General features: G+C 45.0%; 17 protein-coding genes. 5 read left to right on the forward strand and 12 right to left on the reverse strand.

Annotated features, from left to right (window positions below; all coding sequences use genetic code 11):
* The first annotated feature begins 243 nt into the window (after positions 1-243).
* The 3 genes from RIC07_RS38915 to RIC07_RS38925 all read left to right on the forward strand — a co-directional run bounded on the left by RIC07_RS38915 (position 244) and on the right by RIC07_RS38925 (position 5,135).
* Positions 244-3,102, forward strand: a complete 2,859-nt coding sequence (locus tag RIC07_RS38915; protein ID WP_446399192.1) for a CHAT domain-containing protein — start codon at positions 244-246, stop codon at positions 3,100-3,102.
* 318 nt (positions 3,103-3,420) lie between these two features.
* Positions 3,421-4,044 carry a DUF928 domain-containing protein gene (locus RIC07_RS38920; protein WP_446399193.1) on the forward strand — a complete coding sequence of 208 codons (624 nt, stop codon included), beginning with the start codon at positions 3,421-3,423 and terminating at the stop codon, positions 4,042-4,044.
* Between the two features lie 356 nt (positions 4,045-4,400).
* Positions 4,401-5,135, forward strand: coding sequence for a sterol desaturase family protein (locus tag RIC07_RS38925; protein ID WP_446399194.1), 735 nt, complete (start codon positions 4,401-4,403; stop codon positions 5,133-5,135).
* Between the two features lie 117 nt (positions 5,136-5,252).
* Here RIC07_RS38925 and RIC07_RS38930 read toward each other — a convergent pair whose 3' ends face one another.
* The 5 genes from RIC07_RS38930 to RIC07_RS38950 form a co-directional block, all read right to left on the reverse strand.
* Positions 5,253-7,307, reverse strand: coding sequence for a response regulator (locus tag RIC07_RS38930; RefSeq protein ID WP_446399195.1), 2,055 nt, complete (start codon positions 7,305-7,307; stop codon positions 5,253-5,255).
* Complete coding sequence (locus RIC07_RS38935; RefSeq protein ID WP_446399196.1) at positions 7,300-11,253, reverse strand: GAF domain-containing protein; 3,954 nt, start codon at positions 11,251-11,253, stop codon at positions 7,300-7,302. Before RIC07_RS38935 ends, RIC07_RS38930 begins: the two co-directional genes overlap by 8 nt.
* A 126-nt stretch (positions 11,254-11,379) precedes the next feature.
* Positions 11,380-12,132 carry a tetratricopeptide repeat protein gene (locus RIC07_RS38940; RefSeq protein ID WP_446399197.1) on the reverse strand — a complete coding sequence of 251 codons (753 nt, stop codon included), beginning with the start codon at positions 12,130-12,132 and terminating at the stop codon, positions 11,380-11,382.
* Between the two features lie 246 nt (positions 12,133-12,378).
* A complete protein-coding gene (locus RIC07_RS38945) occupies positions 12,379-13,347 on the reverse strand; it encodes a homogentisate phytyltransferase (RefSeq protein WP_446399198.1) in 969 nt (322 codons plus the stop codon).
* Positions 13,344-13,499 (reverse strand): hypothetical protein, encoded by a 156-nt coding sequence (locus RIC07_RS38950; protein ID WP_446399199.1) that lies wholly within the window; start codon positions 13,497-13,499, stop codon positions 13,344-13,346. Before RIC07_RS38950 ends, RIC07_RS38945 begins: the two co-directional genes overlap by 4 nt.
* Before the next feature lie 75 nt (positions 13,500-13,574).
* Here RIC07_RS38950 and RIC07_RS38955 point away from each other — a divergent pair, with 75 nt between their 5' ends.
* Entirely contained in the window at positions 13,575-14,252 is a 678-nt protein-coding gene (locus RIC07_RS38955) for a lecithin retinol acyltransferase family protein (RefSeq protein WP_446399200.1), read from the forward strand.
* A 127-nt stretch (positions 14,253-14,379) separates the two neighbouring features.
* On the opposite strand, the gene RIC07_RS38960 is transcribed toward RIC07_RS38955, so the two are convergent.
* From RIC07_RS38960 to RIC07_RS38990, 7 genes are all read right to left on the reverse strand, one after another.
* Positions 14,380-15,069 carry a Bax inhibitor-1/YccA family protein gene (locus RIC07_RS38960; RefSeq protein ID WP_446399201.1) on the reverse strand — a complete coding sequence of 230 codons (690 nt, stop codon included), beginning with the start codon at positions 15,067-15,069 and terminating at the stop codon, positions 14,380-14,382.
* A 99-nt stretch (positions 15,070-15,168) separates the two neighbouring features.
* The gene (locus RIC07_RS38965) at positions 15,169-15,762 is read right to left on the reverse strand and encodes a hypothetical protein (protein ID WP_446399202.1); all 594 of its coding nucleotides are present in this window, start codon (positions 15,760-15,762) and stop codon (positions 15,169-15,171) included.
* 407 nt (positions 15,763-16,169) lie between these two features.
* Entirely contained in the window at positions 16,170-16,766 is a 597-nt protein-coding gene (locus RIC07_RS38970; protein WP_446399203.1) for a reverse transcriptase-like protein, read from the reverse strand.
* Positions 16,767-17,027: 261 nt separating this feature from the next.
* Positions 17,028-17,660: a type I restriction endonuclease gene (locus RIC07_RS38975; protein WP_446399204.1), complete on the reverse strand. Its 633-nt coding sequence runs from the start codon at positions 17,658-17,660 to the stop codon at positions 17,028-17,030.
* A 472-nt stretch (positions 17,661-18,132) separates the two neighbouring features.
* Positions 18,133-18,840, reverse strand: a complete 708-nt coding sequence (locus tag RIC07_RS38980; RefSeq protein WP_446399205.1) for an ROK family protein — start codon at positions 18,838-18,840, stop codon at positions 18,133-18,135.
* Between the two features lie 322 nt (positions 18,841-19,162).
* Positions 19,163-20,062 carry a S1 RNA-binding domain-containing protein gene (locus tag RIC07_RS38985; RefSeq protein WP_446377528.1) on the reverse strand — a complete coding sequence of 300 codons (900 nt, stop codon included), beginning with the start codon at positions 20,060-20,062 and terminating at the stop codon, positions 19,163-19,165.
* 85 nt (positions 20,063-20,147) lie between these two features.
* The gene (locus RIC07_RS38990) at positions 20,148-20,888 is read right to left on the reverse strand and encodes a dienelactone hydrolase family protein (protein WP_446399206.1); all 741 of its coding nucleotides are present in this window, start codon (positions 20,886-20,888) and stop codon (positions 20,148-20,150) included.
* A 573-nt stretch (positions 20,889-21,461) separates the two neighbouring features.
* Here RIC07_RS38990 and RIC07_RS38995 point away from each other — a divergent pair.
* Positions 21,462-22,682: an RNA-guided endonuclease InsQ/TnpB family protein gene (locus RIC07_RS38995; RefSeq protein ID WP_446399207.1), complete on the forward strand. Its 1,221-nt coding sequence runs from the start codon at positions 21,462-21,464 to the stop codon at positions 22,680-22,682.
* Positions 22,683-22,751: the final 69 nt, after the last annotated feature.

Genomic DNA, 22,751 nt, shown 5'->3' on the forward strand with positions numbered 1-22,751 from the left:
AACGGGTTCAAAGACTGACCTAGTAAGCTTCAGCTTACTTGAGCTTAAAGATTAAAAAAATTATTTTCTGGGTCTAAATTGGCGATATTCAGATCAAGGAGCGTGCCATTGCATTTAGGAAAGCTTGTTACAGCAGGTTGCGCTGGTCTATTTAAAAATCAAAAGGCTGAAGAACTGCTAAAAGCCCTATATAATCAGTATTTCTCCCCCCTATTGCCTATTGCCTGTTTTATTCTTTCCCTCATGACTTTTTTGCCCCAAATCAGACTGAAAACAGTTATCAGGCGATCGCGAACTCAAAAAATAGCGATATTCTCCTCACGCCTCAAGGTTTTCAGTCGCTGTATCGGGTTAGGATTACTCACATTGTTCCTGATAACGTGGGTTTTTCCCACCCTAGCGCAGCATCCGCCGATACCGCTTACGGGATCAACTCAGATTCAAGTCTTGAGTCGGGAACAGGGAACTCTTAACAAGGAACAGGATATAAACTCCGTTCAGGAGAATGACAATGCTTTAACTCAACTCGAACAAGGCAAAGCCCTCTATGCGGCGGGGCGCTTTTGGCAAGCGATTAGGGTTTGGCAAGAGGCGATGCAAGCGTATCAAGCTCAAGGCGATCGCATCCACCATGCCCTGAGTTTAAGTTATCTCTCCTTAGCCTATCAAGAGTTGGGACAATGGCAGGAGGCGGAACAAACGATCACCCAAAGCTTAAATCTAGTCGCTAATCTGCTCAAACCCACCTCCAATCATCAACGCCTTCTCGCCCAACTGCTGAATACTCAAGCCAGTCTCCACTATGCCCAAGGACAAATGGAAGCGGCTTTAGAAACCTGGAAACAGGCAGAACAGGCGTATCAAGACGCGGGGGATCAAACGGGTATATTCGGGAGTCAAATTAACCAAGCCCAAGTTTTACAAGCGTTGGGACTCTATCGGCGATCGCAGATTACCTTAGAGCGAGTGCAAACCCAACTCCAAACTCAACCCGATTCGTTACTCAAAGCCGCCGGATTACGCAGTCTGGGCGTCGCGTTGCAAGTGGTGGGTAATCTGGAGGAATCGCAACAGGTTTTGCAGCAAAGTTTGGCAATAACTCAGCGCTTGGATGCAGTCGCTGAGCAAAGTGCGACGCTATTTAGCCTGGGAAATACAGCTAGAGCGTTACAGGAATTTGAAGATGCGATCGCCTATTATCAACAAGCCGCCTCAACAGCAACCACCCCTCTTACCCAAGTGGAAGCCCAACTCAACCAACTCAGCCTGCTGATTGAAACCCAAAATTGGACAGACGCCCAAACCTTAGTCCCCCAAATTCAGGCTGAATTATCTAGTTTACCTCTAAGTCGGGCGGCGGTTTATGCTCAAGTGAATCTCGCTGAGAGTTTGATAAAAATGGGAAGCAATGTAGAGACGTTGCCTGCAACGTCTGGGAGCCAATCTGTAGGGGTGGGGTTGAGGGATAATAACGTTACCCAAGACGCCGCTAAGTTGACTAAAGCTGTTCTAGCTGGGGAACAGGGTAGAATGCCTCAATCCCTGATCCCTAATCCTGGAGGCGCTAAAGCGCAACTACAAGCGCAACTACGAACGATCGCACAATTGTTAGCTAGAGCGATCCACCAAGCCAGACAGCTTAATGATAAGAGAGCCGAGTCTTACGCCTTGGGTCAATTGGGACATCTCTATATGCAGACACAGCAGTGGTTAGAGGCGCGAGAGTTAACCGAAGAGGCGTTAAGTTTGGCGCAAGGAATACAAGCCACTGAAATCGCCTACCGTTGGCAATGGCAACTGAGTCAGATACTCCAACATCAAGGTAATCTGACAGGTGCGATCGCGGCAAATCGGGAAGCCGTTCATACCCTGCAATCCCTACGCCGTGATTTGGTGGCGATTAATCCTGATGTGCAATTTTCCTTTCGGGAAACCGTTGAACCCATTTATCGCAATTTGGTGGAATTGCTCTTAAGCAATCAGCCCACACCAGAACAGCTCACCCAAGCTCGTGAAACCATTGAATCCCTGAGATTAGCGGAACTAGAGAACTTCTTTCGGGAAGCCTGTTGGCAAGTTCAACGCCAAGCCATTGATCAGATTGATCCCCAGGCTTCGGTGATTTACCCAATTATTTTGCCTGATCAGTTTGCCGTTATTGTCTCCCTACCAGGAAAACCCGTGCGCTATTTTCAAACAGATGTAGCTCAGACTCAAATAGACAGCACCATTGAGCAGCTACTACAAGCCTTAAATCCAGTATGGTCAAACAAAGAACGGTTACGCCTGTCCCAACAACTTTATGATTGGTTGATCCGACCGATTGAACCGGAGTTAAAAGAGAATGAGATTAAGACCCTAGTCTTCGTTTTGGATGATGCTTTGCGGAATTTGCCTATGGCGGCGCTTTATGATGGACAACAGTATTTGATCGAGAACTACAATATTGCGCTATCGGTCGGATTACAACTGATCGAGCCGCGATCGCTCCTTCCCCAACAACTGAAAGCCTTAACTGCTGGACTCACCGAGGCGCGGGACGGTTTTCCAGCTCTCCCCGCCGTGAAGTTGGAAGTGGAAAACATCGCCGCCCAAATTCCGACTAAGGTCTTTTTAAATCAACAGTTTACCCATCAAGCGCTGCAAGAGCAAATTGAAGCGACTCCCTTTCCAGTGGTTCATCTAGCGACTCACGGACAGTTTAGTTCCAAAGCCGAGAACACATTTCTGCTCACTTGGAATAGTCGCATCAAGGTGAAAGATTTGGATCAACTCCTGCAAGCCAGACAGCGACAGAATACCAACCCGATTGAACTGCTGGTTCTCAGTGCTTGCCAAACGGCGACAGGGGACAAGCGAGCGGCTTTGGGACTGGCGGGATTAGCCGTGCGATCGGGCGCTCGTAGTACTCTAGCAACCTTATGGTCAGTTAATGATGAATCGACGGCTCAGTTGATGGTTGAGTTTTATCGACAACTCACCCAATCTCAAGTCAGTAAAGCCCAAGCCCTGCGTCAGGCTCAACTCACTCTTCTACGTCAACCTAATTATCAGCATCCCTTTTACTGGGCACCCTTTGTCTTAGTCGGAAATTGGCTTTGACAAACGTGAAGAATTGATATTGAGAGGCACGGTTCATTCCACGTTATGATACTATACTGGGTATTAATAATAATTAAGGGGTGTGACCCCACACTCCACTATAAAAACTAAGTGTTAAGCGGGGCGACACATCCAGGGTTGTAGGTACTCTCTCATTCTTCAGTTGCTTTACTAGGGAATTGGTATGCTCAACAATAAATAGACAAGTTACCATTAATTTAGTAAAATGCGTGTTTTATTTGTCTGTCTGTTATGGGATACCGCTTAAAATCCCTGTGATGCACTACAACTCATTCTTCTTCACGAGGGTTTTTTATCATGGCTTGGAAACATACACCTCAACCGCTTGCATTTTTGTCAGTAGGTCTTTTCCTAAAGCTGCTACTGGTTAGTAGTTTAGCAGTATCATTACATGCTGAAACCATACCCCTGTCTGAAACAGCCAGTGCGACCTTTATTCCCGACAGGAAAGGAGCGCCCAAAGATTCAGCCGGGGGAGCCTCACGGGATGGTGGTGTATGTCCCAATGACACCAGTGAGCTGGGAACATCAGTCACACCGTTCCAATTAGCCACAAATCATGGATTCACGGTAGCCGAACGTCCCACATTCTTTGTTTACATCCCACCAACAGTAGCTCAAGACGCTGTATTTATTCTCAAGGATGAAACAGAAGAGTATTTCTACCAAAAAACCGTATCACTTCCTAACCAGAGAGGTTTGGTCAGCTTTAAACTACCCATTGATGCACCAACTCTGGAAATTGGCAAGACCTATCAGTGGTCGTTTTTACTCATTTGCGGACAATCCCTCCGACCCGATAGTCCTAAAGTAGAAGGGCAAATTCAGCGCATTCAACCTGATCCCGCCTTACTCAGCAAACTTCAGCCATGGTCTCCTGTCGATAGAGCCGCTTTTTATGGAGAGGAAAGTATTCAATAACAAGGGTTTCAGGCGTTTTTATTAGGGGTATTTGACCGGACATGATATCAAACGTCAATTTGATGAAAGATGCCCAAAATCTATCTGTGGGCATTTTTTATTAATTAACTAGATGTGAGACCATAAGTAAGTCATTGATGATAGCGTCAATGGCAATAGTTTCATTAAAGATTAAACATACAGCATTTCTCAGTCTAGTGAGGTGCAGTAACAAGACGAAATTAGCCTCTGTGAGCGCAAAAGTCTTATTCTCAATGTACCTCACCAGCATGGAAAAGGCTGTATACCTCTTTGAAAAAGTCTCTGAGGGGAATTCAATGAGCTGAAGTCGGATTTTAAAATAAAAAGGAGGAAACTTGCAAATTACGAAGGAGTTAACAAACCACTCATTTGAGTATTATTACTTAGTCTTCTTTGGAGTCACTCTTGTCCGATACTTTCTGATTGCTGGGGGAGCCTATTGGCTCTTTTATGTCGTTCTGGGAAAGTCACTCGCCAACAACAGTTTGCGTCTGAAGCCACTAATGAATGATTCTATCAGAAATGATATCGTACTATCGGTTTTATCGGCAACTGTTTTTGCTTTTTGTGCAGCGCTAATCTTATCAGAGTACGGTTTGGGAGTAACGCTCCTCTATACTAACCCAGATGAATATGGACTGTGGTATATAGGAGTTAGTTTTGTTGCAGTGCTTGTGCTTCAGGATACATACTTTTACTTTATCCACCGCCTTTTTCACCACCCTTGGCTGTTTAAATGGATGCATTCTGGACACCACCGTTCGGGAGAACCAACCCCGTGGAGTTCCTTCGCATTTGATCTACCCGAGGCAATTATACAGTCACTCTTCTTTGTCGTTATCATCTTTATCGTCCCGCTCCATTTCATCACCTTAGCGGCGGCACTGATTACGATGACAATATGGGCAGTAGTGTCTCATTTGGGATTCGAGCTATTTCCCTCATCATTTCTTCACCACTGGCTGGGGAAGTGGTTTATCGGGGCAACCTATCATTCAATACATCATCGCCAGTACACTGTACACTACGGATTGTATTTCACGTTCTGGGATAAGTTGCTTGGTACTTAACTTTACTTACCCTGCTCCCTCTGCTTCCCCTGCTCCCCCTGCTCCCCCTGCTCCCCCTGCTCCCCCTGCTCCCCCTGCTTTCACCTTAAGTTGATACCAATGCACGTCGGTGCGCCCCTACAGTGTTGGTGCTTGGCGCGAAGGAATCGTTTTAAAGACGCGAATCAAATCGGCTTGACGAATCGGTTTACTAATATAATCATCCATCCCCGCCTCTAAACACGTTTCTCGATCTTCCTGCATCGCATTAGCTGTTAGAGCCACAATCCAAGGGCGCTGGGAGTAGTTTTGGCAGATATAACGGGTAGCGGTTAAACCATCCATTTCTGGCATCTGTACATCCATTAATATGACATCGTAGGATTGACGGGAGATGGCATCAAGAACTTCCTGTCCATTACTGACCAAATCAGCTTGATAACCTAAACGTTTTAACAGCAACAATTCTACCTTTTGATTGACTATATTATCTTCAGCCAAAAGAATCCGTAACGGCAACTGTTGGGCAAGAGGTGAATCTCCAGATTCTGGCGAAGCAGGCTGAGACTTAATAGCAGTCGCTTGCCTTCCTAAAACTTGAGTCAAAGTATTATAAAGTTGCCCAAGTTTAATCGGTTTAGGTAAACAAGCAGCAAAATGACGCTCAATTAAAGACGTTTTCGTTGTCAATTTTCCTATAGGCGTTAATAATACCAAAGGCAATTCTTTGAAACCTGATTGGTTGTGGATTTGCAGACCCAGAGTTAGCCCGTTCATTTCGGGCATTTGCCGATCGATAATTGCCACATCAAAGGCTTCTTTCTGATTGAGCCAAGCCAAGGCTTCATTCCCCGATTGAGTACTTCGGGCAATCATGCCCCAACATTGGGTTTGCTGGGTTAAAATTTGGCAACTTGTCGGATTATCATCAACAATTAAAACTCGTTTACCTGCAAGCTGAGGTTGAGGAGTTGTTAAATTCGGTTCAGACGTATCTTGATCTACCGTTAAAACAACACAGAAGGAAAAAGTAGACCCTTCACCCAAGGTACTGTCTACCCAAATTTCTCCCCCCATCATTTCACTTAATTGTTTAGAAATAATTAAACCGAGTCCCGTACCCCCATACTGGCGAGTGGTTGAAGAATCCAGTTGACTAAAGCGTTGGAATAAGCGGTTAAAGCGGTCTTTAGGAATGCCAATGCCCGTGTCTTTTACCGAAAACATAAGGCAAAGAGTCGGCGAGGTATGGCTATCCTGGTTTTGAGTCGAATCGGTGACATAGCAATGTTCAACCTTGACTGAAACGCTAACTTCCCCCACATCAGTGAACTTAATTGCATTACTCAACAAATTGATGAGAATTTGGCGCAGGCGGGTGACATCTCCGACCAGAGTAGAGGGGACTTCTGGGTCAATAAAATAAGTTAATTCTAATCCCTTTTGTACGGCTTTGGGCGCAAACAGATCAACAGCGGTTTCCAGACAGTCACGTAGATTAAAGGGTTTGAATTCAAGTTCTAGTTTACCCGACTCAATCTTGGCAAAATCTAACACATCATTAATCGTGATCAGTAGAGTTTCCCCACTTTGGCGAATCGTTTCTACCAAATCCTGTTGGTGGGCATCCAGTTTTGTATTCTCTAAAATTCCGGTTAAGCCAATCACCGCATTCAAGGGGGTGCGGATTTCATGGCTCATGGTTGCCAGGAATTCACTTTTCGCTCGGTTAGCGGCTTCTGCGGCTTCTTTTGCCTCTGCTAGGGTGGCGTTTTGAGCTTGCAGTTGCTGCTGAATATGGCGTAACGTGAGTTGAGTTTTAACCCGCGCGATTACTTCTTCGAGTTGAAATGGCTTTGTAATATAGTCTACGCCACCTACCTCAAAGGCTCTCACTTTATCCCAGACTTCATCAAGGGCGCTCAAGAAAATTACCGGAATTTCGGCGGTTTGTTCGTCAGCTTTCAAGCGTTGACAAACTTCATACCCATCCATTTCCGGCATTTTAATATCCAGCAAAATTAAATCCGGCGGATCAGTATTAACCGCATTCAGTGCCTGTTTCCCACTAATGACTCGACGAACTTCATAGCCTTGGTTCGCCAGCATGGTAAACAAGATACGTAAATTATCAGGGATATCATCGACAATTAATATGTCTCCCTTGATGGCTTGAGATTGACGTTCACTCATGAAGGAGGGGCTGTGTTAAATCCACTATGCGATCAAAACAAAGGGTGTTAACCCATTGGGTCAAGGTTTGAGCCAGAGATAGTTGCTCTTCTGGAATTTGGGCAATAAGCTGGATAATCACTTTCTCTCTAGCGCTGAGTGCGGCTTTGTGCAGTTGTGCCAGCCATTCAATCGGCATTTGTGCCAACGTTTTTTGTAAAGCAGTTTCCTGCAAGGGTGCTGGCGACGTATCCGGCGATGTGAGAGAGAGAGGTTCAGCTTCTGCATACAAATAACGCACGCCTAAATGTTGCGCCATTTTTTCAAAGATAACCTCTTCCTGAAACGGCTTGCTAACGAAATCGTCGCAGCCTGCGGACAAAACAACCGATCGCTGTTTATCGAAAACACTAGCAGTCAAGGCTATAATTACCGTGGCTTGACCCTGCAACGATTGTCGAATTCGACGAGTGGCTTCATAACCATCCATCACAGGCATCCGCATATCCATCCAGATTAGGTGAGGTTGCCAACTCTGCCAACGTTCAACAGCTTGCTGTCCATTTTCGGCTTCCTGCACCTCAAACCCCATCGGTGCGATTAGATTAACCAGCAACACCCGACTTTCCCATTTATCATCAGCAATCAGAATCCGATAAGTCGGTTGATTGGGGGCTAAACCAATCGCCCGTTTAGACTGTTGAATCTCAATGTCAGCCGCTTGAGCGGGATTAACCTTAATTGTAAACCGAAACGTTGTTCCTTGACCCAAAACACTGCTGACGGCGATGGTTCCTCCCATCAGTTGGACAAATTTCTGGCTAATCGGTAAGCCTAATCCTGTGCCTTCTTGGGATTTGCGCCCGGTTTCGGTTTGGATAAAGGCTTCAAATAAGGTATCAAGTTCGGCTGGGGCAATTCCTGGACCCGTGTCTTCAACTTCAAAGGTGATTCGGGATTCGGGATTCGGGATTCGGGATTGGGGATTTATATTCCGTTCCCCAAGCAGGGCGGGTTTAGTCAAGTTATCGGTTTCTTGGGTAACGTTATCGGTAAAACCCGCCCCTACACATTGGTTTACAGACGTGCCATGTAGAGACGTTGCATGCAACGTCTCTACATGCAAGGTGACACTCCCTTCCCCTGTAAATTTAATTGCATTTCCCAATAAATTAATTAAAACCTGACGTAACTTACTCTCATCCGTCCGCACATATTGGGGAACTTCTGGATCACAATCAAAGATTAGCTGTAAGCCCTTTGATGCCGCTTTGAGCTGGAGCATTTCTTCTAAACTTTTGAGTAAGCGATACAGATCAAAACTGGTTTCATTCAGCGTAATTCGACCCGCTTCTATTTTAGACATTTCCAGGACATCATTGAGCAACGTGAGTAAATGTTCACCACTGCGAGCAATAATTCCTAAATACTCCTGTTGAGTTGGAGTTAACGTCGAATCGCGGGTCATCACTTGGGCAAAACCCAGAATCGCATTCAAGGGAGTCCGTAGTTCATGACTCATATTCGCTAAAAACTCACTTTTAGCCCGGTTCGCCGCATCAGCCGCTTCCTTGGCATCTTTGAGTTGAGCCATGAGGGCGGCTTGTTGTAGCGCCACGCCCAACTGATTACTCACCTGTGTCAGTAAACTAATTTCTGCGGCGTCCCAGTGACGGGGACTAGAGTTTTGATACGCCCCTAATAATCCCCACAGCTTATCGCCGACAAAAACCGGACTTAAACAGTAAGCTTTGATATGAAATACCTCTAACAATTTGACATGACAGGTCGAGTAAATCCTTTGGTAAATATCATTAACGACAATATTTTCATGATTTTTAAATCGACCGCCCTGAGTTTTTTGTAAACAGGTATCTGACCAAACCGATGTCAACTCAGAACCGACTAAGGGCGACCAACCTGATGCGACAGATTCGGAGACAAAATCTCCACTCCAGTCCGGATTGAATCGATAAACCACGACGCGATCGCAGTTAAGAATTTGCCGTACTTCTTGGGTCGTCGTATTAAAAATCTGATCAATATCTAACGTTTGACGAATACTTTCAATCACCCGTGCTAATGCCCGCGCCTGTTCAGCAGCCTTGGCTTGCTGGACAGCTTGAGCTTGCAATAACTCCAAATATTCCGACTGTTGCAATGCTACCCCTAATTGGGCTGCCACTTGCATAAGTAACTTAACTTCCCGTTCTTGCCAATGGCGGGGTTTACTATGTTGAAAAGCACTCAGCATTCCCCAGAGTTTTTCCCCTTTAAACAACGCCACAACCGCAAAGGATTTAATCCCAAAGGATTCTAAGGTTTCAATATGACAATCGGTTAAATTTGCCTTATAGATATCATCAGCAAAAAACGCTTCATTTTGGCGTAATCGACCACCTTGATGTTTACTTAAATAGGTATCATCCCAAGCACTCCCCACCAGTTTGGGTAAATCTCCTGCTTCCGATTCAAAAATAAAATCGCCGAAATAATCCTCACGAAATTTATAAATGGCAATTCGTTCAACATCCAACAATTGCCGGACTTCTGTAGCCGCTGTTTGGAAAATTGTATCTAAATCTAACGTTTGGCGAATTTTATCAATAACCTGAGCTAACGCCCGTTCCCGTTCCGCTTCCTGGGCTAACTCATCCGCCCGTTGTTGTAATTGCGCCTCCAGTGTGGTTTGCAATTCTGCCGATCGCCGTTGGGCTTTGCCTAAAAGTTCAGCCTGTTGAATCGCTACCCCTAATTGAGCGCTAATTTGCACCAAAAAATTAATATCTGTCTCATCCCAGGATCGTGGTGCGGAATTTTGAAACGCGGCTAAAAGTCCCCAGAGGTTTTTACCTTTGTAAATCGCAATAATTGTGTATGCTCTGGCTTGATAGCGTTCTAAGCTTTGAATATAGCAATCCGAAAACCCGGCGGTATAAATATCACGACAAACCCGAAAGACTTCACCTTTGATAAAGTCACCGCCTCCAGTTTGCTGTAAATAGGTATCAATAATTTGAGGATTGGCTAAGGATTTAATACTACAATCACTAATATTTTGGCATAACTGGGGATCTTGATATTGCTCTTGGACTAATGGTTTCCAGCCCTCAGCCACCGATTCAACCACGAATTCACCACTCCAATCGGGATTAAACCGATAAATTGCCACCCGATCCGCATTCAGCAACTGCCTTGCTTCTTGAGTTGTCGTCTGGAATATGGTATTAATATCGAGCGATCGCCGAATCTTATCAATAATAGCCGCAACTGCTTTTTCTCGTTCAACCGCTTGATTAACCGCTTTCGTCAATAACTCTGACTGCATCTGCAATTGCGCCACAAACTCCGCTTGCTGCAACGCCACGCCTAAATGAATGGCAATTTGATGGACAAACTCGATTTCATTACTTTGCCATTGGCGGGGGCGCGAACATTGGTGAATACACAGCAATCCCCAAAGCTGATTCCCTTTAAGTAACGGCACAACCAAGTTGGCTCGAACTTGGAAACGGGATAAAATTTTAATGTGACAATCGGGTAAGTTCAGAGCATAAATATCTTCAGCCGCCCAAATTCGCCCCTGCTGATAATGAGTCGCATGTCTTTCTCCGAAACAGTCATCCTCTATTTTGGTGGCGATGGCTGACGTAAACGGCGACACCACATCTTCAGAGACAACTTCCCCACGGCGACAGCCAGACTCTGGATCAAAGCGAAACATCCCCACCCGATCCGCATTCAGCAGTTGACGCACTTCTGTGGCGGTTGATTTAAAGATACTCTCCAAATCCAGAGATTCCCGAATTTTAGTCACCACAGCCAAAAGCGCCTTTTGCTGGGCAACTTGAGTCGGTTCTGGCATTCTCATCGCGTCCAATTGTGCCACACGCGATCGCAGATAGGTTAATTCTGCTTGGAGTGACTCGTAGGTTTTGGCGTTGAGAACGATATCCTGATCAGACATGATAGGGTTTCGGGTGTGGGGGTGTAGGGGTGTAGGGGTGTAGGGGTGTAGGGGTGTAGGGGTGTAGGGGTGTGGGGGTGTAGGAAGATGGGGGAGAAAGAGGATAACTTGCTGAAAAACACCCTTTTATCCAAATTTACCTTGTTCTTTTAGCGCTTGTCGAATTCTTAACTGAGCTTCCTGATCATTAGGATAACGGACAATTGCCTCTCGCCAAACGCTGAGGGCTTCATCCAATTGACCCTTTTGTCTCAACGCATCTCCTAAATACCAATACGCTTGTGGCTTTTTAATATTGAGGCGAATCGCTTCCCGATACTCGTCTATAGCCGCCTGCCAATTTTCTTGAATCATCCAGCTATTGGCTAGATTTAAACGTAAAATAGCCTTGTCAGGAGACTGTTGACTCAACGTCTGATACGATTCAATTAGCGTCTCTAGTCGATTAATGTTGGATAGCATTAAACCGACATTAAAAGGAATATCTGTGTTTTGAGGATGGCGCTGGATCAACTCTTGAATAACAGGCATCGCTTGATCAGGTTTCCCTTGTTCAATCAAGGCTTGGGCTAACTTGACATACCCATCCACCGTTTTTGGCGATCGCGCGATCAGATCCTGGAAGACAGCTACCGCTTCATCCCATTTCTGTTGTGCCAAGAGTGTATTACCCAGCAGTAAGCGCACCATATCATTACTACGTTGTTTCTGGATAACTTGACGAAACACCGTTTCTGCTTCTGAGTAATCCTGTTGCTGATAAAGGGCGATCCCCTTTTGAAACAACGACGCGATCGCGATCGTCTTACCAATCAAAAAAATAACCGTTATTAAACCGACACTAACGACTGTAGCCGCTATCCAACTTAAATTAAACACAGATTAGACAGATTGTAATGACACAGACATAAACCTAACTATTGCATAACACAGATTACACAGATTGTAATTAAACCGACAGAAAACTAACGATTCTATAACACAGATTGACATAGACAACTAAATAATCTCCCTGACAATCAAATCATCGTCTGTTAATTGAGAACTAACCTCTCAGTGTAATCAGTGCGACTAACCTCTCACCTCCCACCCAAATCTCTCCCTTAAATCTGTGTAATCAGTGTTTCAGGCTAACAAACAAGCGGCGGGAAACATCAGATATTCCAAAAAGAACAGTTTCCAGATAAATTGATAGAAACTGGCGATCGCGACTTTATCCTGCAAATCTACATTCTGACTACGCCACCAAACCAAAACTAAAGCCGCCAAGTGTGTTATCCCCAAGACAAGCGGGTTAACCACGTCAAACAGTAGCACTCCACCGAGAATCATACCCAAATAGCAGAGGGTAATAATCCATCGGGTGATGTTAAATACTGCTGGCTTACCCAGTCGAATCGTGAACGTGGTGATATTGTATAACTTATCTCCATCAATATCCGGGACATCCTTAAAAATCGCGATCGCGACGGTAAACACCAAAACAAATAACGTCAGCCCCCACACCGCAGGCGTTGGCGTCATCGCTTCACCCTGTTGCCATACCCAGCTAAAATGCAAGAATAGTCCTAAATTGACTACAGCACCTCGCACTGAGAAGATACAAAGTGCTGCCCAAAAGGGAAACCGCTTCAATCGGATAGGTGGTAAGGAATACGCCGTACCAATGGCTAAACTGACGCTAACCATGAGAAATAACCATCCTCCCAGTATCCGGGCTAACAGCAGCGCACAGAGTCCAGCTATGGTAACAATCAGTTTAGCTTGTCTTCTGGAAAACTCCCCCGCTGCGATGGGAAGATGAGGTTTATTAATCTGGTCAATCTCCACATCTTCGAGTTGATTGAGTCCCACAATGTAGATATTACCGCAACAGCAGGATATCCAAGTACCCAAGAGTTGAGTTAAATTTGAGAGTGCGATCGCACCATCGGTAATCGCTAAGGCAATCACATACAATGCCAATACACTTAGAGTAGTACCGATGATCGTATGAGGGCGAGAAAACTTCCACAAAGCATAAAACCAGTCTGTGGGTTGCTTAAGCGGGTTGAGAGGGGCAGAAGTCAAGGTTGATGGAGAAATTCGGCTCATTCTGGAGTGTAATAGGCTTTCCCATTCGATTTTACTCTCTTGAGGGACATCGAAACATCAATTCGTACTCGTTTACTCTTTTCTTGATTCGGCAATTCACCAAACAAAAGACATAAGACGTAGCTTGCTTCTCGCCATAGCGAGTATGACATAGCTTGCTTCTCGCCATAGCGAGTATGACAAATGACGAATGACAAATGACAAATAACAAATAACAAAAGGCAAATATGGCACGAGGCGATCTAATTTACGCTTATCGAGAATTGTTCAACCGACAAGGCGTCTACAAACATTATGGGATTGACTGTGGCGACGGTACGGTTATCCACTACCGCAAACCCAGTGAAACCATTGAACGCACCTCTTTACCGACATTTGCTAGAGGTGGGAAAATCTATGTCAAAGAGTATCCCACTCATTTTATACCTGATGTAGTCGTTCGCCGCGCTGAAAGTCGTTTAGGTGAACGAAACTATAACCTGCTATCTAACAACTGTGAACATTTTGCTGTCTGGTGTAAAACTGGCGTCAGTGAAAGTCCGCAAATTCAAAATTTTATTCCGATTATTACTCAGATGAATACTGAGAATTTATACGAACCAATTAAACGAGCGCTGCAAGAGAAAGATCCGGACAAAGCCAATCGGTTATTAACTAAAGCCCTAGCCGAAATTAAAGGCGTTTGGAATACGCTGCAACCGCAATATAATCAAGATGTTCGGGAGATAAGCGCTTGGCAGAAAGTCGCCATTCAAGCGCTAAAACAAAATCGGGAAGACTTAGCACGGGCGGCAATTGTCCGGAAGAAAGACTATGAGAAACGGGCGCAGGAGAATAAAGAAAAGTTAGATCAGCTTGCTCAGATGACGGAAACCCTGATCCGCAATCGCCTGAATGTGAAATAGATTTTGCCTTAAGTTTACTAAAACCATGACATCCCTTCAGATAAAAGTAAGCGTGACACTACTAATGAATTTTTTTAATAGTAATCTCACGCTTAGCTATAGAATCAGGCTATAAGATAGAACAGGTTTAGCGACGAGACGATAGCGCCATCACAATCCGCAGCAAATACCAGAATAGCAATGCCACTGACGCAAATAATTCTAGTGAAGCTGCAACATAGTGATGGGATGAGTAATGATGCATCACCTTAGAGGTATCGTAGAGAATCGCGGCGGAAGCAAAAGCAACCATAACCACGGAAAAGAATAAGCCCAAGGTGAAACCAAAAATTACGCTACAGATGATTAGTCCCAAGGCTACTAATCCACCAACTTTTAAGATACCACCCAGAAAACTAAAGTCTTTGCCTGTAGTAAAAGCAACGGCGGTTAAACCAGCAAACATCAAAAGGGTGAGTATTCCCGCCGTTGGGATAACAGTGGGATCTGAGAAATAAGCTGCAATGTACAGAATCGGGGCAAAAATCAGGGCTTCCGCAACAACGTAAATCCCCAATCCAGCATACTGAGTGTTGACCGAATCCGCCTTAGCCGCTAACTCTCTGGAGAACCAACCGAGTACCGCAAAACCTGCCAGAATCGCCAGCCAGCTAAACCGACTTGCCGTGACAAACTGGGTTAATAGGGCGGCTATGCCAGTTTGAAAGAGTATAAACTCTAAAGCAATAAACGCTCCCACCGCCCCAGCCAGATGCATGTAGGTTTTCTGAATAAATTGAGCGCGTTCACTGGGGGGTGATTGTGCAACTGTAACCATAGATTTCCTCCTTACTTGGGTAAGTTCTCTTGGTCGCGAAGCTGATGTATAAATACTATTTTATTTGAGTCGTGAATTGCCATCCTACTGGAGAAGGCTTTACGCGATCGCACCCGATAATTCTTGCCAACGCTGATGCCACAATTGCTGCATTTTGTGCATAATCTCAGGTAAATCCTGAAAATCCTGACTTTGCTGATTAATTTCCGAGGCTAATCCCTGAAGTCGGCTAAACTCTCGGCAACAGTAGAGTACCCGTTCCCAAGCCCCATACCAATCCTCTGCCGCTTGTTGGTGGGCGCGAATGGGTTTCAGGCGTTCTTCCTCGTTTCTCAGGTATTGAGCCTGTTTTGCCCACGCCTGACGCCAGGGTTGCACGACTTCGGGTTGATCATGCTGATCATACCAGTCGCGTTCCCTGCGGAAGATTTTGCCTAATTCCTCAAGCTGAGAACAAGAGGTGCAGCGCCCAATCGCCGCCAATCCTGCATCAATCCACAGGGGCAAGTTGCGATAACTGACAAAGATAGCACGGGATTCCACCAGCTTGACCCAGATTTGGTGTTGCCAGCATTCGACGCGATCGATTTGCTGGAGGGGAATGTTAAGAAATGTAGCGACTTGGTGGCGTACTTCGTCCAGAGAAAATTGGCGAGGATCAATTACCCCAGCCGTGATCAAGTTCCGAGACATGGTAAATCACTCCTGATTTGGGTATTTGCGGTAGCGTTGGCTTGATTTAGAACAGTTGATGCTGGATTTGTAGCGATATCGGCTGTTTTGCCATAAAAACGCCCAAATCCTCAACCCTAAATCGATTGACCCAAAGTCTTAGCCACCCCGCACAAGTTGCCATAAGGAGTCGGAGTGGCTAGAGGAGTGTTAATATTTCTTCTAGCTTCCAGACTGGTCTGGTCAGTTTGGGGGTTAGCCGCTCAGAGCTGCGCGAACAGCTTTGAGTGGCGCTAAGAGTTTTTGGTTTAATTTGGATTATTTTAGCAGATTGAAGGATGGATGCTCCAGAGTCAAGGTTTTGTTACAAAAGTTTGTAGTCAGTACCCCAGCGTTTATGGCGCTAAAGCGCAACTACGAACATAACTTTAGCTATTACTGGCAATGCTGATCGCTGCTTTAGCGGCTAACTTGTGAGTGGCTTGATGGCACGCAAGTAAGACTAGATTAAATCCTTCGGGTTGTATGTCTTGTAGGGATAGGATTTGACAGGGTTGCAATTGTAAGTAAAGATCGGCTAATTCCCGTAACGGTGAATTTTCCATCTCTTTAGTATAACGCTTGGCATTTTTGAGTCCTAGCTCGATGACTAAAAGGTGGGTGGGAATGGTGCTAACGGTGTAGTGATCACTAATTAAATGAATTCGTTTTTGTCCAGCCATTGATGCGACGAGTTCTAAACCTTTGATGGCGGCTAAAATTTCAGCCTCTGTTGAATTACTACAATTTTCCAGTGGATAGCTATAGTGTTGCCAATCAAGGGAAAAATTTGCCTCAGATTGTTCCTCCTGCTGAGAGAGGCGTGTCAGGATAACCACTCCAGCCCCAGCAGTATTCTGTGACTGTAGATAACTCCCATCTACAACTACCCAAATTTCCGGTTCAAATAATGCAAGTAATTTGATGCCTGTTCGTTCTTGAGGAGTGACAACGTGTTCCTCCGCTTTTAATTCCTCAGCATTCATGAATGGTTAAAAGGATAGAAGGGTAAGTGGTAGGGTGGGCATTGCGATACAAGATACTCCTGACATCTTACTCTGTAGGATATGCAATGCCCACCAAACGTATGGGGGGTAAACTGCTACTGGATGAGTGTGTCAAAATGTAGCCATACAGAGACAACAAGTAGCCCAATTGGTAGAGCGTCCGATAGAGTTACAGCATCCAAAAAACTTTTGCTTGATGCCGATCTATCATTAGTTCAATGAGGTTATTACGGCTGAAAACTAATCGTCTATCGCTAGCATCTTCAAGCGTTTCAATATCCTTAAGACATCGTATAAATCATCACCTGGGTTAAACATATCAAAAATTCTAGACATTGCATATTGGGGTAAGGGATTCTGTACCAACTTGAGAAAGCGAAAACTACTGCCATTGGCAATTAGTCCAAAACTAGGACGTTCGGGATGAGGATTAGATAACATATAGGCTAAAATTTGAGGTCTGGCTATATCGAGAGAAAAATCTGCTTTTTTGGACTCAATTACGACTAACCACAGTCGTTCTAATAATACTAAGACATCAATATCCCCTCTAATCAATATGCCATTATCTTCTGCGGAGATCTGGGTAGACGCTTCGGATTTAATATGTAAGGGGAATTGGTAGAAGTCAGCTAAATCCAATAACTGACCTAGGACGACCATTTTGACGGTGTTTTCTAAGGTTGGTGGATATTTTAAAAGGTTAGAAAAGTTTGTTTCAATGCGATCAAGCCGTTGTTTTTCTGTGTCACTAATATCGGGTAGATTGTCTTGCCACTCGCGGAAAAACTGTTCCTGCTTAGTAAACTGAAGCCCAAACCGAGTTTCTAAGTCAAGTAATGTAACATTTTTTGCCTGAATTGTTTGTACCATCGTGTTGAGCTGACTATGAGGTATAAGCTAGACCAAGGTGGAATGAATTGCAATTTTACTACATTTGATGAATTAACTTTACGTCCGGAAACCGTAGGGGCGCACCGACGTGCGCCCAATCCAATGGTAATATCTATTCCACCATTTTAACTGTGCCACGCCAGTAGTGGACTGACACAGCTAAAATTGTGGAATAGATTTGACGTTTAAACCGGGCGCAAGCCTTTATCACTGATTGTCTTCAGAATTCCTAGAATATTATCTAGCCATACCTACCTGACAATTGAAAAAGGGCGGGTTTTGAAGCAACGCTATTATCAATAGCGTAATGAAAATCCATAAACCCGCCCCTACATGGGTAAATAATTAGTCACGACAATTGAAAAAGGGCGGGTTTTGAATCAACCTTATTATCAATAGCGTAATGAAAATCCATAAACCCGCCCCTACATGGGTAAATAATTAGGAAAAATTAATCTCGCCACAAGGCAATTCCGCCTAATAATCCATTGATATTGGGGACAATTTTGACATTGGGCGGTAACTCGAAGGTTATTTTTTTCGCTTCTCCCCCCCCAATATAAAGATAGTCGTAATTAAATAACTCGGCTAGGGTCGCGATCGCCTTTTTTAACCGATTGTTCCATTTCTTCTCTCCCTTCTTCTCTAACGCCGCCCGCCCTAACCGTTGTTCGTAGGTGTCTCCCTTGCGAAAGGGGTGATGCGCCATTTCTAAATTGGGGACGAGTTTACCATCGATAAATAAGGCTGAACCAAATCCTGTCCCTAGGGTAATCATCAATTCCACGCCTTTACCCTGAATTGTGGCTAATCCCTGCATATCTGCATCGTTAGCCACACGCACCGGCTTTTTTAAGGCTTGAGACAGGGTAGTGGCTAGATCAAATTCTTGCCAACTGGGATCTAAATTCGCGGCGGTTTTGACGACTCCAGCCATAACTACCCCAGGAAAACCCACAGATACGCGATCGCACTCTCCTTGGGCGGCGGCTAATTCTGCGATCGCCTCAATGACAACATCCGGTTTAGCGGGTTGGGGTGTGGTGACTCGATGGCGTTCAGTGATTGGATTTCCCGCCTGATCTAACACGATCGCCTTAATTCCACTTCCACCAATATCTACGCTAAGAGTACGACTGGATTCATCTGCTTGCGCCATCGGATTTTGATCCTCCTGTTTCAGATAAAAAAATAGGAAACCACTACAACATTTTGAATGTGTAGGGGCAGATTTAGGGACTAACTTTGATTGTTGTTCCTAGCTTGGCTGCTAAACCCACCCTTGATTTGAGTTTTGAATGTGTAGGGGCGGGTTTAGGGACTAACTTTGATTGTTGTTCTTAGCTTAGCTACCAAACCCGCCCTCCCCTCCGTTCGTTCAAAAGCCAAACTTGGGCTAGGGCAGGTTTAGTTACATCTGGATGAGGTAATAAACGATAATAGTCAAACCCGCCCCTACACACAATTTAGAACGGTTCAGATTAGATCATTTTCGCCCTCGCCCGTTCTGAACGTGCCTCAGCACTTTCCATCACGTCTGCCATTTTATGCACCATTTCTCCGGGATAGTTTTCTAACACTTTTGTCGAGAGAGAAACACGATTCGTCCCTTCATCTAAGTCAATCACGATCGCTTTAATGGATTGACCCACCTCAAACATATCGGTCAATGATTCCACCATGTTTTGGCTGACTTGCTTGATATGCAACAAGCCAGTAATCCCTTCTAATTCCACAAACACACCAAAAGGTCTGATATTAGAGACAGTACCTTCCACTAACTGTGCAACCTCTAGCATCGAGAAACTTGCAGCGCGAGTGGCTTCCCGTTGGGAAAAGACTAACTTGCTGCGATCGCGATCGGCTTCCAAGATGCTGACGGTTAAACTTTGACCAATCAACGACTCTAAATTCCCCCGTTGATTCAGGTGCGATCGCGGAATAAATCCTCGCAATCCTTGCCAATCTACCGTAACGCCGCCTTTATTCACGCCAGTCACCTGCACCTGTAGCGACTTGCCACTGTCTTGGATTTGCACCAATTGATCCCAAATCTTATTGATTTCCAACTGACGCCGTGATAGAGTTATCTGACCTTCAGCATTCTGTTCCCGAATAATCAGAAATTCCAACTCTTCCCGCAATGGCAGCACCTCTGACCAATCTTCTACGGGTGCTACTGACACTTCCCCTCCCGGAACATACGCCAGGGATTTCCCGCCAATATCGACATAAACGCCTTCCATTTCATAGCTATGCACTTTGCCTCGCACCACCTGCCCTTGGCTAAATTCGTAGTCATACTCTTCTAGGGCTTTGGCAAAATCTTCCATGGAAAAGGCAGTTTTGCTGGTTTGAGGACGGGTTGATTCTGAAGTCATGAGTATTAAGTGTTGAAAAAAATCGATGTATCATTTATCATTTGCCATTCGAGGTTATTGATGGCAAATAATCGATGACGAATAACTACAGTTCTTGCTGAAATAGCGTCTTCACTTTTTCCCAAGCATCTTTTGCCGCTTGTGGGTTATAGCTAGCACGTTGATCGCAGAAAAATCCATGATCAGCGCCCTCATAGCGAAAGATCTGGTGAGAAATTTGCTGCTTTTTCAGTTCAGCTTCAATCTGGTTAACTTGTTCAGCCGGGATGCTAGCATCGTCCCAACCAAAGAAGAGATGGATGGTTCCCGTAATATCTTGGGTGCGGGTAATCGTTGGTTCATCTCCTCCTGGCGTCATCGTGGCAATTCCTGCACCATAGAAGGAGGCTGTGGCTTTGATGTCGGGTAAGGTTGCCGCTAGATAGGCGACATGACCCCCAAAACAGAAGCCGATACAGCCGATCGCATTTGATTTAACGGGTGTTTGCCCCCGTAAGTAGTCAATCGCCCCTTGGATGTCACCCAGCAGTTCCTCCGCCTTAGTTTGCGCCTTATACTCCTTGCCGATTTTCAAGTCTTGTTCGGTGTATCCCGTTTCAAAACCGGGGGCTTGGCGTTGATAGAGGGCGGGTGCGATCGCGACATATCCCTCTTTGGCAATCCGCTGAGTCACGTCTCGGATATGGTCATTTACGCCAAAAATTTCCTGCAACACGACCACCCCTGGCAAAGACTCCTCTCCCACGGGCATCGCTAAGTAAGCGTCAATTTGTAGAGAGCCGTTTGTAATCTTAACCCAATCGCTTTTGATTTCTCTAGCCGTCATAATTCAGGTTCACGTTATGTTCGTCGATCTATCGCAGTCCTCACTGCTATGGCTTTTGACCTTCTGGTCAACGGTCAAACTTCTGTTTCATTTTAACTCTAACGTCCCCTCAATTCAGCAAATTATTTACAAATTACTCTAATTTTATTAGCTTGCTTATTATTTTTCAAGGTTTTTGTTCTTTTTTGCTGTTGTTCCAGCACGCTAATAATTGGCGTATGTCTGAACAGCGTTAAAATTAAAAATCTGCTTATTTAAGCAAAAAATACTGTTGCACGTCGTTAGTTGATTAAAGCGAACTATTTAATAGGCGAATACCCTGACTATAACAGATTACTTATTTTATTTTTTATCATGATAGGCAATTAAAATGCACAGTTGCTTAGTCAAGATGCTATTCTGGTAGGGACAGCCGAATGATACATCAGATTAAGAAAATCCCACCCGAATCGCGAGGGGCTGCGGCTTCAACCGGAACGAAGTGGAGGTAAGCCGTAGGGGGAGAGCGGGAAATACGAGGGTTAGACGCCCGAAGTATTTCCAATATTCCCGCTGAGTGGCATGATGGTAGTCATGAAACAAGTTCTCACGATAGTCGTCAAGCTTCAACCAACGCCAGAGCAGGTGACCAAATTAGAGGCAACCCTTCAGGCGTTTGCGGATGCTTGCAACTACGTGAATGAACAGACCAATCCAAAGCTGACCAACAAGATTGCTATCCAATCGCTGACTTATCAAACCATTAAAAGTCAATTCAACCTGGTAGCGAATATGGCGGTCAGGGTTTGTGCCAGAGTAGCAGCTAACCGGAAAACAGCTAAGCAAAAAGACAAACCTGTCAAGGGCTTTGTGCCAAGCAGCATGGATTGTGATAAGGACTTGTTTCGACTTCGTGAACACGACTGGACAGTAAGCATTGCTACTGTTCTGGGTAGAGAGCGAGTCGAGTTAAAGCCCGGTAACTACCAGAAAGGAAAACTTAAAGGAAGAAAACCAACCTCAGCTCAACTTTGCCAGCACCGTGATGGTCAGTTCTATCTGCACATTCAGCTCAAAGACACCCTTCCCGATCCCCAGGATACTGATCAAGTAATTGGGGTTGACTTGGGGCGTCGCGATATCGCCGTCACATCAGAGAATGAAAAATGGGACGGCAAACATATCCAGTCGGTGCGAGATAGATTTTCCCAAACCCGAGCATCTCTCCAGAAAAAAGCCTCGAAAGGTACTAGAACAACTCGACGTAGGTGTCGAGAAGTTGGGAAACGGCTGTCGGGGAGAGAGAGACGCTATCAGCAATGGCTTAACCATAATATTTCTAAGTCGGTGGTCAAACGAGCAGTTGAGTTAAGTGCCTCAATTGCGATAGAAGACTTGACAGGCATCAGGGAAAGGACTAACGAGAAGCCCAGAAATAAGACCGAACGACGACGCTCAAATTCGTGGGCATTCTATCAACTGCGAATGTTTATCGAGTACAAGGCAGCTTCTGCGGGCGTTCAAGTCATCCCTATCTCCCCTGCTTATACCTCCCAGATGTGTCACAAGTGTCTGCACATTCATCCGGTAAAAGGAAAGTCTTACCGTAGTGGCAAGAGTTTTAAGTGTGGGCATTGTGGTTGGCATGGGGATGCCGACTTTAATGGAGCTAATAATATTGCACTTGTGGGGCTGTCTATAAACCAGCCTGGAGGCACGAAGTTATCGTGCAAGCTAAGCCGAACTATCGAGTATGTTCAACTTAGCTTGTTTGATTTCTTCAGGGCTACTGAAAACCCAGACCGAGAGCGATAGCAGGTCTGGGTAGTTTATCATCCGATCTTCAACTATACGTTATACTCTTGTGTCTATTGAAGAGCAAGT

Source organism: Coleofasciculus sp. E1-EBD-02 (assembly GCF_040218245.1).
Taxonomy (GTDB): Bacteria; Cyanobacteriota; Cyanobacteriia; order Cyanobacteriales; family Coleofasciculaceae; genus Coleofasciculus.